Below are 11,514 nucleotides of genomic sequence, written 5' to 3'. Positions count from 1 at the left end.
GGGTGTCCGCGTGCCGGAGCAGGTCGGCCAGCAGGCGCAATGGGATCGCCGGGTCCTCCGGCCGCAGCATCGTCACGAGCCGCGGGGCGGGCGGCGCGAGCCGCACGAACGCGGTCAGCCGGCGCTCGGCGCGGCGGACCCCGATCTCGCCGCCGCCCGGATACGGCGCCGCCTCGACGAGCGCGCCGGCGGCGGCATGCACTCGGAGCCGGTCCGCCGCGTACTCCGCGCCCGACGTCCCGCGCACCCGGACGAGGGCTCCCGCGCCGACCGTCAGCGCCGCAGTGGCGGCCGCCCAGTGCGGCCCGCCCAGGGCGGCGGTACCCAGTCCCGCGGCGGCCGCGGCGGCCTCCGCGAGGAGGACCGAGCCGCTGGACGGCCACGCAGCGCGGTGCCAGCGCCCGGGCGCGACGAGTCCGGTCGATCCAGTCGCCTGTTCCATGTTCCGTCTCCCCCAGAAAGAGCGCCGTCTCCCCCGAAACGTGCTGCTGTGCGCCGAAAGTACCGTAATCTGAGGGCCTGTAGGGCCGCTTCGGGGGAAGCGGCCGACACGCACCTTGGGGGAGGGCGTCATGCGGAAGCAGTTGACCACGCGCGCACAGGTCAGCGGGTACCGGTTCATCCTGCGGCGGATGGACCACGCGCTGCTGCGCCGGGATCCACGCATGATCTCCGATCCGATGGCGTCGCAGTCGCGGTCGCTGATCGTCGGCCTGGTGCTCGCGCTCGTGATCACCGGCGGCTGCGGCGTGCTCGCCCTGCTCCGGCCGCAGGGCGCCGTGGGCGACGCGAAGATCGTGCTGGCCAAGGAGTCCGGCGCGCTGTACGTCCGAGTCGAGGACGTGCTCCACCCGGTCACCGGGCTCGCCTCCGCGCGCCTCGTCGTCGGCGAGGCCGCGCAGCCGACGTCGGTGAAGGACAAGCGGCTCAGCGACTTCCGTCGCGGCCCAGAGGTGGGCATCGTCGGCGCGCCCGCGCAGATCCTCGGGCCCGTCGCAGCGTGGACCGAGGAGGCCGCGCCGTGGCTGCTGTGCGACCGCACGCGGCCGGCGCCGTCGGACCGGCCCACTGCGCGGGACGGACTCGACACGATGGTCTCCTCGATCGACACCGGGACCGCGGACGACGGCGCCGTGCTCGTCCGCCGGGACGACGATCACTTCCTGCTCTTCCGGGGCGTGCGCGCGCCGGTGAACCCGTCGGATCCGGTGGTGCGCAGGCTCGCCGGGATCGACGGCGCCGCGGCCCGCGCGATCAGCGCGCCCCTGCTCAACGCCTTCGAGCCGATCGATGCCATCGCGGTGCCGCAGATCCCGGGTCGCGGCCAGCCGTCGAACGCGGTGAGCGGGTCCCGCGTCGGCGACGTCGTACGCGTCTCCGACACCGACCGCGACCGCCTGTACGTCGTCCTCGCCGACGGCGTGCAGCCCGTCGGCACGTGGGCCGCCGACCTGATCCGCGCCGGCGACCCCGCGGGCACCGCGATCGGGACGGTGTCGGCGTCCGCCGTGGCCGCGGCGGCCACTCGACGCGCCGTCCCGGTCGCCGACCTGCCCGATCGCCGCCCCGCGGTACGGACCGTGCGCGACGCACCCGTGATCTGCGCGGCCGCGTCGACCGACGGCGCGGGCGGCGGCACGGTCGAACTGCGGACCTTCCGGGCCGCGCCCGGCCCGGGTGAGCCCGTCGCGCTCGCCGGTGCCGACGGTGCCGGGGACGCCCTCGACTTCGCGTCCATCCCGTCCGGCTCGGGCGAGTACGTGGTGGCGGCCGAACCCGGCGGCGAGCGCCGGGACGGGCTGTTCTACGTCTCGGACTCGGGGGTGCGGTACGGCATCCCGAACGCGGCGACGGCCCAGATCCTCGGCCTGCAGCACAAGGCGCGACCGGTGGCCTGGTCCGTGCTGGCCGCGATTCCCGCGGGGCCCGACCTCACCCGCGCCGCCGCCGCAGTGACCCGCGACGGCACGCCGATCACCGTCGACCGCTGAGTCTCAGCGGCGTGCCAGGCACGCCGCGACAGCGGCCACGGCCAGGAGCGCGACTCCGGCGAGGGCGTACGTCCGCGGACGCGTGTCCGGCGCCGGCGCGGCGGACACCTCCAGCCGGCCCGGCGCGGGAGCCTCGCCGGGCAGCACTGCCGACACCGCGGCCACGGGATCGACGATCCCCGCGTCGCCCATCCCCGCGGATCGCCGCGCGGTCGCCAGGATCCGATTGCGCACCTGCGCCGCCGTCAGCTGTGGGAACCGCGCCCGGACCAGGGCTGCCACCCCGGCCACGTACGGCGCGGAGTAGCTGGTGCCGGCGAGCGGGGTGGTTCCCTCGCGGGTCACCTGCGCGTTCGCGAGCCCCGCGCCGCGGGGCTCGAGGGTCGTCACGTCGGTGCCCGGTGCGGCGACGGTGACCCACGGCCCGGCGAGCGAGAACTCGGCGGCCCGGCCGTCCGGCTCCGTCGCGCCCACCGCGATCACCTGGTCGGCGAACCGCGCCGGCGAGGCGATCGTCACCGGCGCAGCCGGATTCGCGTTCTGTTCGGCGCAGGCGCTGCCCGAGGAGACGTTGCCGGCGGCCGCGACCACCACGACGTTCCGGTCCGCGGCGTAGCGCACGGCCCGGCCGAGAGCATCGTCGCCGAGCGCGGACGCCGAACCGGCGCAGGCCACTTCGGAGATGTTGACCACCGTGGCGCCCAGGTCCACCGCGCGCACCACGGCGTAGGCCATGGTGGTCACGTTGCCGTGGCTGTTGGCGCCGCGTTGCTGGGCCTCGAAGGCCGCACTGGCCTGGCGGATCGCGATGATCGACGCCGCGGGAGCGACCCCCGCGAAGGCGTCTCCCGGGGCGGGCCGACCCGCGATGATGCCCGCGACCGCCGTGCCGTGAGCGTCGCAGTCGTCGCGACCATCGCCCGACGAGACGTAGTCGCCGCCGGCGATCACCTCGCCGAGCCGTGGGTGGGGCGTGACCCCGGTGTCGATCACCGCGACTTTCTGGCCCTCGCCGCGGGTGAACCGCCAGGCCTGGTCGAAGCGCAGGGACCGGGCGGCGTGATCCGCACGCGTGTAGTCGGTTCCGGGCTGTGTGCGCAAGGTGTTGCACTGGGACCGCTGGACCGTGGGGGCGAGCGGGGCGACGGGGCCGCGCGGCGCACCGTCGGGCGGCGGATCGGCGGATGCGGGCCCGACGGGGACCGCGGGAACGGCGAGCGCGAGCACCGCCGCCGCGGTCGCGGCGCGGATCCGCCGACCCATCAGAGGTTCCGGACGGTCGCGTAGACGTCCCACACCCAGCCCAACAGGGGCCCGGCGGCGGCGATCGTGAGGTACTCGCCGAGCTCCGCCAGACGCCGCTGCACCGGGCTGAAGACGACGCCGGGGGCGAGCGCGCCGCACGCGAGCGCGAGCACCCCGATCAGCGCGAGGCCCACCAGACCGATCACCGGCCACGAGCCGAAGCCCCACGCCAGGCTGGTGGCGGTGCCGATCGCGATGACCGCCCCGGCGAGAACGCCCGCTCCCGCCTGCAGCGGCTCCGTGTGGGTGCGGCCGCGCAGGCAGAAGGCGACGGCCATGACCAGGGCGAAGGCGAGGTGATGGCCCGGAAGCTCGCGGGACGCGGCGCCCACGGCGAGGGTGGCGATCGCGCCCGCGACCGCGGCACCCACGGTGATCCCGGTGCAGATGAGCTGCGCCAGGGCGGAACGCGGCGGGACGACGCGCTCGGGCTGGTCCTCGTCCAGGCCCGCTGCCACCGCGCCGATCCCGGCGACGGTGGGCGGCGGGTCGTCGTCGATGGGGTCGATCCGCTCTCCGGCCGCGGGTACGTGCGGCAGCGGCAGGCGGGCGGCCACGGCGGCGATCCGGGCCGCGAAGACCAGCACGAGGTAGGCGGCGATCGCGATGGTGGCGGCGATCGCGGCCCGCCGCCCGGGCAGCCACAGCGCGGCGAACATCGCCGGTCCGGCGAGCGCGGCCGCGGCGAGCAGCGCCGTGTGCACCACCGTGCCGCGGCCGGTGAACCGCAGCGCGACCAGCGCGGCCACCGCCGCCGTCGCCGTGGCGAGGAGCCCGTGCGCGGGGCCGTACCGGCCGTCCGCGCCCAGCGGCACGATCAGGACGCCGGTCGCCCCGGCGAGCGCCGTCGCGCACACGGCGAGCGCGGTGGGCACCGGCCCGGGAGCGGCCATCCGGCGGACGGAGAGCAGGGATCCGGTGAGCAGCGCCAGCGCCGCTGCGCCGCACCACAGCTGCGCGAAGACGTGGTCGACCGCGGGCCGGGCGCCGTCGGCGCTGCGCGGGGCCAGGCCCAGGCGCAGCGCGACCGCCCCGGTCGCGAGCGTCGCCAGCCCGAGCACCACGAGTCCGACGATCAGGGCCGCCCGCTCGTCCCAGCGCCGGCTCGCGACGAGATCGGCCGCGGTGCGGTCGAAGACGTCGTCGAAGATCGGCGGCGGGGGCGGCGCCTCCGCCACGAACAGGACCAGCAGCGCACCGTCGGCGATGCCGGCATCCGCGGGGGTCTGCGGACCGGGCAACGGCTCGCCCCCGACCGGCGCGAGGCGCCAGGGGCGCGACCACGCCGACTCCGCGGAGCCGCCGATCCGGTCGCCGAAGAGTCGCACCAGCTCCGGGATCAGCACCTCCGTCGGCGTGAGCAGGGGCAGGGAGACGTCCACCTGCGCACCGCCGCACAGCACCGAGACGCGGCTCAGCCGCGCCACCTCGGCGGTCGTCTCCTCCATCACGTCGGTCATAGCGTCCCCTCGCATGCCGTCATCCGCGCCCGCGGAACAGGGCCCGATACTCATTGGACGCACCAGGTCGGCGATCGGTTCCCATTCGCGCGAAGTTCGCGGAAAGTCTTCCGCGTGCGATCGCGAGGGTGCACAGTGATGCCACGACGGCGCGTGGGGGCGCGCCGCAGTCCCGGGGGAGACCGAGGGTGACTGACACGACCGACGTGGTTTTCGAGCCCGTCACAGAGGGTTTCGCGCGCAAGCAGCGACTCGCGCCGCCGCGCACGCCGGGCGGCGAGGTGGCGCTGCAGGCGCCGCCCGAGATCCCGCGCGCGGTTCCGGGCGGGCTGCTCGGCAAGCTCCTGCCCGTCGTAATGGTGGTCGCCGTACTCGGCATGATCGCGCTGATGTTCACCTCGGGCAGCGCCATGATGCAGAGCCCGTTCATGATGATGTTCCCGATCATGATGCTGATGTCGATGTTCGGCATGTACGGCATGAACAACCGGGGCAACGGGACGTCCGCGGCCGAGCTCAACGAGGACCGCAAGGACTACCTGCGGTACCTGGGGCAGATCCGGGCACAGGTGGATCGCACCCGCACGGAGCAGCGCGCAGCCCTGGAGTGGATCCACCCCGACCCGGCGGCGCTGCCCGGCTGCGTCGGCACCCGCCGGATGTGGGAGCGCCGGCCCGCCGACCCCGACTTCCTGCACGTGCGCGTCGGCGTCGGCAGCCAGCGCCTCGCCACCCGCCTGGTGCCGCCGGAGACCGGCCCGCTCGAGGACCTCGAACCGGTGTCGACGGTGGCGCTGCGCCGCTTCGTCCGGCACGGCGCGTCCGTGCCCGGGCTCCCCGTCGCGGTGGCCCTGCGCGGCTTCCCCGCCGTGGGTCTGAGCGGGCCCCGCGCCGAGGTCTTCGACGTCGCCCGGGCGATGCTGCTCGCCCTCGCGGCCCTGCACGGCCCCGACCACGTGCGGATCGTCGTCGCCGCTCCCGACGTCGACTCCGCCGAGTGGGGCTGGCTGAAATGGCTGCCGCACGTGGCGCATCCGACGGAGTGCGACAGCCTCGGTCCCGTGCGGACGGTCTACGGCTCGGCAGCGGAGCTCGAGGACGCCATCGCGCCCCAGCTCGCCGATCGCGGGCCGTTCGCGCGTTCCGCGCCCGTCGATCCCGCGCGTGCGCACTACGTGATCCTGCTCGACCGCGGGATCGCCGTGACGCCCGGCGGCGCGCTCGACGCGGCCGTCGGGATCGACGGCGTGACCGTGCTCGACCTCTCGCCCGAGCCCGACTCGCTCGCGGTCCGCGGGGGCCTGCAGCTGGTCATCGACGACGCCCGGCGGCTGGGCGCGCGCAGTGCGGGCGGGGTGGAGTACTTCGCGCAGCCCGACGCGGTGACCGCGGGCGCCGCGCAGGTCACGGCCCGCCGGATCGGCCGGTTCCGCCCGGCGTCCATGGCCGAGCTGCTCGACTTCGACGGTGACGCGGGCGCGAGCGATCCGGGCCTGCCCGCCCTGATCGGCATCGCCGACGCCGCCGCGGTCACGCCCGAGACGGTGTGGCGCGAGCGCACCGCCCGCGAGCGGCTGCGGGTACCGATCGGGGTCGGGCCGCGGGGCGAGCCGGTGGAGATCGACCTCAAGGAGGCCGCGGAGAACGGCATGGGTCCGCACGGCCTGTGCATCGGGGCCACGGGATCGGGAAAGTCCGAGTTCCTCAGGACACTGGTGCTCTCGATGGTCGCCACGCATCCGCCCGAGGCCCTGAACCTGGTGCTCGTCGACTTCAAGGGCGGTGCGACCTTCCTGGGCCTCGAGTCGCTGAACCACGTCGCGGCGGTCATCACGAACCTCGAGGAGGAGATCGCGATGGTCGACCGCATGCGCGACGCCCTCTCCGGCGAGATGAACCGACGGCAGGAGGTGCTGCGCCGGGCGGGGAACTTCGCCAATGTCGGTGAGTACGAGAAGGCCCGCCGCGCGGGTGCTCCGCTGGAGCCGATGCCCGCGCTCGTGGTCATCGTCGACGAGTTCTCCGAGTTGCTCTCGCAGAAGCCGGATTTCGCGGAGCTGTTCGTCGCGATCGGCCGCCTCGGCCGGTCGCTGCACATCCATCTGTTGCTCGCCTCGCAGCGGCTCGAGGAGGGCAAGCTGCGGGGGCTGGATTCGCACCTGTCCTACCGGATCGGACTGAAGACGTTCTCCGCCAGCGAGTCCCGAGCCGTCCTCGGCGTGCCGGACGCCTACCACTTGCCGTCGACGCCGGGCGCGGGCTTCCTCAAGTTCGACGCCGACCCGCCGCGCCGCTTCCACGCCAGCTATGTCTCGGGCGAGTACGAGCCACCCGCCGCCGCGGCGGCGGCGGTGCGCCGCGGCACGGTCGGTAGCGTCGCGGTCCGCGAATACCTCAATGCGGCGGCTCCGATCGAGCGGCGGCGGTCGCCCGGGCTTCCCGAGGGGCTCATGCGGATTCCCGCGCAGCCGGGAGATCCCGTGCCTCCGGCCGCCCCGTCGGGCGGATCCGCGCCAGGGGTCGGCGCACCGTCGCTCCTGCAGACGATGGTCGCGCGCCTGGCCGGGCACGGCCTGCCCGCCCACGAGGTCTGGCTGCCGCCGCTCGACGAGTCGGCTGCGGTGGGCGAGCTGGCGCAGCACCTGCGGCGCAACGACTCCACGCCGCTGCGCGTCGCGATCGGCGTGGTCGATCGGCCGTACGACCAGCGGCGGGACCTGCTGCTGGTCGATCTCAACGGCGCCCAGGGCAACGTCGCCGTCGTCGGTGGTCCGCAGTCGGGCAAGTCGACCGCCCTGCGCACTCTGATCGTCTCGGCGGCGCTCACGCACACCCCGCGGCAGGTGCAGTTCTACGCGCTCGATTTCGGTGGCGGTTCGCTCGCGAGCATCGCCGGTGTTCCCCATGTCGGCTCGGTCGCGGGCCGCCTCGACCCGGACCGGGTGCGGCGCACCGTCGCGGAGGTCACGGGCGTGATCCGGCGGCGGGAGGCGGCTTTCCGTGAGCACGGTGTCGCGTCGATGGAGCAGTACCGGGCCCACCCCGCCGCGGCGGCGGATCCGTTCGGCGACGTCTTCCTCGTGATCGACGGCTGGCAGGTGCTGCGCAGTGAGTTCGAGTCGCTCGAGCCGCAGGTGAACGCCATCGCCGCGCAGGGTCTGTCCTACGGCGTGCACCTGGTGATCGCCGCGTCGCGATGGGGCGAGGTCCGCCCCGCGGTGAAGGACCAGCTGGGCACGCGGATCGAGCTGCGGCTGGGCGATCCGATGGATTCGGAGATGGGCCGTCGGGTGGCGGGTTCGGTGCCCGTCGGCCGGCCGGGTCGCGGCATCACCTCGGATCAGCTGCACATGCTCGTCGCGCTGCCCTGCGGCGCGGAGTCCGAGGACCTGCCCGCGGCGCAGGAGGCACTGGTCGCCGAGATCGGCGAGCGGTACGCGGACCACGCGCCGGAGGTGCGGATGCTGCCCGATCTGGTACTCCGGGACCGGATCCCGGCCCGCCGGGACGCGCCGCCCACGCACGCCGTCTTCGGCGTCGGCGAATCCGAGCTCGCCGCCGCGACACTGCAGTTCGAGTCGCAGCCCTTCTTCCTGGTGCTGGGCGACAGTGAATGCGGCAAGACCGAGACCCTGCGGACGATCATCGCGGGCCTCGTCGCCGGCGGCACCCCGCAGCAGACGAAGATCGTCCTCGTCGACTACCGCCGGACGCTGCTCGGCGTGATCGAGAGCGACCACCTCGCGGGCTACGCCTCGTCATCGGATGCGCTGAGCCCCATGGTCGCGCACCTCGAGCGGGTCCTGCGCGAGCGCTGCCCGGGTGCGGACGTCACGCCGCAGCAGCTCAAGGACCGCTCGTGGTGGACCGGCCCGGACATCTACCTGATCGTCGACGACTACGACCTCGTCGCGAGCGCCACCGGCAACCCGCTGGCGCCGCTGCTGGAGCTGCTGCCGCAGGCGCGCGACATCGGCCTCAAGGTGATCGTCGCGCGGCGCAGCGGCGGCCTCGCCCGTGGCCTGTACGAGAGCTTCCTCGCCCGCATCCGCGACCTCGCCGCCGACGGCCTCGTCATGAGCGGCTCCCGCGAGGAGGGCATCGTTCTGGGCGCGGTCAAGATGTCGCCGCAGCCGCCCGGCCGCGGCACCTGGGTCTCCCGGGCGCGCGGCGTGGAGCTGGTGCAGGTGGCGATGGTCGACGAACCGGAGGGCGCTACCGGTCCCGGATCGCTGTGATCGTCCCGGTCATCACCGGCCACGGGGGCTGACGCAGCACGGCGAGGGTCGCGAGTGTGGCGGCGACGAAGCCGGTCGCCACCCCGATGAGCGCGATCCGGTCGGCGTCGACGGCCGGCGACCACACCGCCTGCCCGTCCCGGACGGAGTAGACGCCGATCGCGGAGACGCGGTCCTCGCCGCTGCGCCGGCGCCGCACTCGGGAGACGGTGATCACCGTCGTCCCGTCGGGCGTGACGTGCGGATCGCCGAACACCACGCCCTGCGGGGCGGCACCGGGCACGGACCTCAGTTCTGGGCGCATGCCTCCATCATGCGCCTGCACGGTCGGGGACGGGCAGCGTCGGCGCGTCACGTCCCGGCCAGGCGCGAGACCACCGGGCGCATCGCCTCCAGGGTGTGCCCGCCGAGCGCGATGAGCGAGAAGCCGTACTCCTCGCGGCGGCGGATCAGCGTCTCGCAGATCTCGTCCACGGAGCCGTCCACCAGCGCGGGGGAGTCCACGGCGCGCAGGGCGTCGAGGTCGGTGCCGATGAAGGCGCTCACGTAGTCGGGCGCGAAGCCGTTCACCGCGAAGATCGAGCAGGCCAGCTCCACCCGGTCCCGCAGCGGCGCCGTCAGCGCCGCGAGGGCCTCGGCCGTGGTGGTGGGCGCCGTCGCGACGGCCACCGTGTCGGCCCGCTCGCGCGCCACCGCGAGGGCCTTCGGGCCGCCCGCGGCCATGAGCACCGGGGTGTGCCCGGCACCGTCGAGCGAGGCCAGGGCGTCGAGCGTGTCCACGACGCGGGCGAGGCGCTCGGCGCCCGTGCCGAAGGGCACGCCGAGGGCGGCGGCGTCGCCGGCCACGTCGGGCCGGCCCGTGCCGATGCCGAACCGGTACCGGCCGCCGCTGATCGTCGCCAGCGAATGCGCCTGCCACGCCGCGTGCTTCGGATCGTGCAGCGGCGCGGCCACCACGTAGTTCGCCACCTCCAGCGTCGTAGTCGCGCCCAGCGCCACCGCGGCGGAGGTGAAACCGTCGGGCAGCGGGTAGTTCTCGGGGAGCGCGAGCACGTCGAAGCCGTCGGACTCCACCGACCGGGCGTAGGTCGCCCAGTCGCCGAGCTGCGGCACCGGCAGTGCGGTCACCGCGAAGCGGAATGGTCTGGTCATGTCAGGAACCTCCTTGCTCCGGGCCGGCGGCGCCGGAATCGTCGGGCTGGACGAAGCGGAAGTGCGATCGCTCCCGTTCCATGTACCGGCGCTCGTAGACGCCGTCGATGCGCTTGCCGTCCACGGTGCCGCTCAGGTGCAGCTTGTCGCCGTCGACGCGCGCGGTGATGCGGAGGGGAGCGTCGCCCTCCTTCTTGCGGAGCGCGAGCACGTCGCCGTCCACCTCGAGCCCCCACGCGGTGGTGTACCCGGAGGGCTCCTGCGTCACCACGCTGTCGTACGCGGTGCTCAGCGACTTCAGGGCCGCGTTGGAGTCGTTGCCGCGCAGGGTGATCGCCACGTTCGACCACGGCGCCGGATCGCGCTGGGCGAGCCCGGCAGGGGCACCGTCGACGGTGAAGGACGTGGCCCGCCAGACCCCGTCGAGGTCGGAGCGCGGGGTGTGGATCACGTAGGTCATGAGCGCGCCGCTCGCCGTGAGCACCATCATCAGGATCCCCGCGATGCCGAACTTGAGGACCTGCCCGGTGATCCGGGCCCACGAGCGGCTCGCGCCGGCGACGGGCAGCGGCGGCACCGGGGTCGCGGTCGGGCGGTTCAGCGCGGCCCGCACCAGGTTCGGCGCGTACGGCACGGTGAGGGCGATCGCGATGATCAGCAGCTCGCCCGCGATGATCTTCACGGGCACGTCGTAGAACAGGTTGAGCAGGAAGACCTGGCCCATCGCGACGATCGCGACCAGCGATCCCAGCACCGCGGTGCGGCGCCACAGCAGCAGCACGCCCGCCGTCAGCTCCACCAGGCCGGTGATCACCATGTACGGGACCGACGCGCCCATGAAGCCCCACAGCGTGGAGAACAGGCTGGTGTCGCCGGTGAGCTGCAGCTGGTGCGAGGGCAGTGCCATGAAGCCCATCTGGGTGGGGATCACCTTGGCGATGCCGTAGAACAGCATCGACAGCGCGAGCGCGAACCGCGCGAACACGCCGAGCAGCCCCAGCAGGGAGCGGTAATTGGGGCGGTTCCGGTCGAGCGCCGTCCACACCACCACGATCACCAGGCCGACGAGGATCCAGCCGAGGTGCATGGACCATTGCCACCGGTTGTCGCCGCCGCCGGAGATGACGATGTCGACGCCCCCGCCGGTGGTGACGAAGCTGCCGATCTGCGCGAGCAGCCACCAGATGCCGGACGCGTTCCACAGGATGGCGAGACCCGCGTTGCCGTACACGGACAGCAGCAGGATGCCGCCGCCGAGCACGAACAGCAGGCGGAAGGCCAGCTTCTGCGCGTTCGACCACACGGGCTCCGGCGCGGGCGGCTCGGACGGCGGCGGGGGCCCCGGCAGCGGCGGAGCCCGTGTGGTCG

Annotated in this window: 8 protein-coding genes; 2 read left to right on the top strand and 6 right to left on the bottom strand. The window is 74.3% G+C overall.

The window, feature by feature from the left end:
* Nucleotides 1-442: hypothetical protein (locus tag LB823_RS23070; RefSeq protein ID WP_224652013.1), on the bottom strand; the 442-nt coding region annotated here is incomplete at its 3' end.
* 130 nt (nucleotides 443-572) lie between these two features.
* Here LB823_RS23070 and eccB point away from each other — a divergent pair.
* Nucleotides 573-1,991 carry a type VII secretion protein EccB gene (gene eccB / locus LB823_RS23065; RefSeq protein WP_224652011.1) on the top strand — a complete coding sequence of 473 codons (1,419 nt, stop codon included), beginning with the start codon at nucleotides 573-575 and terminating at the stop codon, nucleotides 1,989-1,991.
* Between the two features lie 3 nt (nucleotides 1,992-1,994).
* On the opposite strand, the gene mycP is transcribed toward eccB, so the two are convergent.
* Nucleotides 1,995-3,254, bottom strand: coding sequence for a type VII secretion-associated serine protease mycosin (gene mycP, locus LB823_RS23060; protein ID WP_224652009.1), 1,260 nt, complete (start codon nucleotides 3,252-3,254; stop codon nucleotides 1,995-1,997).
* Nucleotides 3,254-4,756, bottom strand: coding sequence for a type VII secretion integral membrane protein EccD (gene eccD / locus LB823_RS23055; protein ID WP_224652007.1), 1,503 nt, complete (start codon nucleotides 4,754-4,756; stop codon nucleotides 3,254-3,256). Before eccD ends, mycP begins: the two co-directional genes overlap by 1 nt.
* Before the next feature lie 188 nt (nucleotides 4,757-4,944).
* Here eccD and eccCa point away from each other — a divergent pair, with 188 nt between their 5' ends.
* Complete coding sequence (gene eccCa / locus LB823_RS23050) at nucleotides 4,945-8,994, top strand: type VII secretion protein EccCa (protein WP_308011494.1); 4,050 nt, start codon at nucleotides 4,945-4,947, stop codon at nucleotides 8,992-8,994.
* On the opposite strand, the gene LB823_RS23045 is transcribed toward eccCa, so the two are convergent.
* The 3 genes from LB823_RS23045 to LB823_RS23035 all read right to left on the bottom strand — a co-directional run.
* Nucleotides 8,972-9,298, bottom strand: a complete 327-nt coding sequence (locus LB823_RS23045; protein WP_224652003.1) for a hypothetical protein — start codon at nucleotides 9,296-9,298, stop codon at nucleotides 8,972-8,974. The two genes, eccCa and LB823_RS23045, sit on opposite strands and share 23 nt — an antisense overlap.
* Before the next feature lie 47 nt (nucleotides 9,299-9,345).
* A complete protein-coding gene (locus LB823_RS23040) occupies nucleotides 9,346-10,146 on the bottom strand; it encodes an LLM class flavin-dependent oxidoreductase (protein ID WP_224652001.1) in 801 nt (266 codons plus the stop codon).
* Nucleotide 10,147: 1 nt separating this feature from the next.
* Nucleotides 10,148-11,514 (bottom strand): hypothetical protein (locus LB823_RS23035; RefSeq protein ID WP_308011493.1); only part of this gene is annotated, 1,367 nt, incomplete at its 5' end.

This window comes from Tsukamurella sp. M9C, from assembly GCF_020169415.1.
Taxonomy (GTDB): Bacteria; Actinomycetota; Actinomycetes; order Mycobacteriales; family Mycobacteriaceae; genus Tsukamurella.
The sequence above is the reverse complement of the archived record's forward strand: the minus strand, read 5'-3'. Positions and strand labels throughout refer to the sequence as shown.